This window comes from Peptoniphilus rhinitidis 1-13 (assembly GCF_000246925.1).
In the GTDB taxonomy this organism is placed as follows: domain Bacteria; phylum Bacillota; class Clostridia; order Tissierellales; family Peptoniphilaceae; genus Peptoniphilus_A; species Peptoniphilus_A lacydonensis.
Window position 1 is genome coordinate 1 of record NZ_BAEW01000049.1, and the last position, 234, is coordinate 234.

1 protein-coding gene is annotated in these 234 nt (G+C 32.5%); it reads right to left on the minus strand.

What is annotated here, in order from left to right; genetic code table 11:
• Positions 1–170: transposase (locus RH95_RS09440; RefSeq protein ID WP_369369289.1), on the minus strand; the 170-nt coding region annotated here is incomplete at its 3' end.
• Positions 171–234 lie beyond the last annotated feature (64 nt).

Genomic DNA, 234 nt, shown 5'->3' on the forward strand with positions numbered 1-234 from the left:
TTTTCTTTTCCTCTGTGGTGGAATCTGTTATAGTTTAAGCCTGACTTTATTTTGGAAAATGCTCCTTCGGCTTGAATCGATCTATTTATTCTTTCTTCTATTCCTTGGTCGGATATTATGCTTTTTAGGAATTCTTCTCTATATTTTTGAAATGTTTCTGCTATGTAGATTCCTTTGGCTTTTTTGTCTTTCTTTGTTCCAGTCGAAAGATCTGTAGACTTTTGTTATTGTTAT